The organism is Bordetella petrii, assembly GCF_020991325.1.
Taxonomy (GTDB): Bacteria; Pseudomonadota; Gammaproteobacteria; order Burkholderiales; family Burkholderiaceae_B; genus Bordetella_A; species Bordetella_A petrii_E.
The window spans coordinates 1-1,334 of record NZ_JAJMLX010000494.1; the positions used below are offsets into that span (position 1 = coordinate 1).

Consider the following 1,334-nt stretch of genomic DNA (forward strand, 5'->3'; position numbering starts at 1 on the left):
GCACGGGCCGCCTCCGCGCCCGCGGCGCCGGCGGACGGACCATTGCCCATTCCCCCTTGGACGCGAACCCCGGGCGAACCCACCGGCACGCATCCTTACGGGCAGCCTTCCGCGTTCGAGAAGGGCGTGGTGCGGCACCTGCGCCCGACCGACAAGCAGTACATCTCGTCATCCACCCGCACGCCCTTGCAGGAACTGGACGGCATCATCACGCCCAATGGCCTGTTCTACGAACGCCACCATGGCGGCGTGCCGGCGATCGACCCGGCGCAGCACCGGCTGGCGGTGCATGGGCTGGTGGACAGGCCGCTGCTGTTCACCATGGAAGACCTGCGCCGGTTTCCGTCCGAGTCCCACATCTATTTCCTGGAGTGTTCGGGCAACCCGGGATACAGCGTGTACGGTAAGACAGCCGCCGAAGCCAACGGCCTGGTGAGCTGTGCCGAATGGACGGGGGTGCCCCTGCGCACCGTACTGGCCGAGGCCGGCCTGAGGCCCGATGCCCGCTGGCTGGTTGCCGAAGGCGCGGATGCGGCCGCCATGACGCGCAGCATTCCCATTGAAAAATGCCTGGAAGACGCCTTGCTGGTGTATAGCCAGAACGGCGAGCGCCTGCGCCCCGAGCAGGGCTATCCCGTGCGCCTGCTGCTGCCGGGCTTCGAAGGCAACATGAGCATCAAGTGGCTGCGCCGCCTGCATGTAACGGACACGCCCGTGTACTCGCGCGAAGAGACCTCCAAGTACACCGACCTGATGCCCGACGGCAGCGCGCGACGTTTTTCGTTCTACATGGAAGCCAAGTCGATCATTACCGCGCCGTCGGGCAGGCAGCGCCTGGCGCAGCGGGGGTTCCACGAAATACGCGGCATCGCCTGGAGCGGCAGGGGCCGCATCGAACGGGTGGAAGTCTCGGTGGACGACGGTGCGACCTGGCATCAGGCCGAATTGCAGGCCCCGGTGCTGTCGCGCGCCATTACGCGCTTCCGGTTTCCCTGGGCCTGGAACGGCGAAGCCACGGTCATACAAAGCCGCGCCACGGATGAAACAGGTTATGTGCAGCCCACGCTCGAGGCCTTGACAGCCGTGCGCGGAGTCAATGGCACATATCACAATAACGCCATCACGCCCTGGCGCGTGGCGGCCACCGGAGAGATCAGCAATGCGCGTATCCAGGCATCCTGATCATTGCCGCAAGCCGTCCATGCTCCAATGGCTGGCCGGCATGGCTTTGCCCCTGTCCCTGGCGGCGGCTGCCTTCGCCGGGCAGCCGCCCGGCCCGGGCCATTACGGCATCGGCACGCCGCTGGACCCGGCCCGCCTGGCGCCCTGGGATA

The 1,334-nt window shown here is 67.0% G+C and carries 1 protein-coding gene; it reads left to right on the forward strand.

Going from position 1 to position 1,334, the window contains the following annotated elements:
* Nucleotides 1–1,182, forward strand: a 1,182-nt coding sequence (soxC, locus tag LPZ50_RS24895) for a sulfite dehydrogenase (protein ID WP_268903643.1), incomplete at its 5' end; no start/stop codon positions are given.
* Nucleotides 1,183–1,334 lie beyond the last annotated feature (152 nt).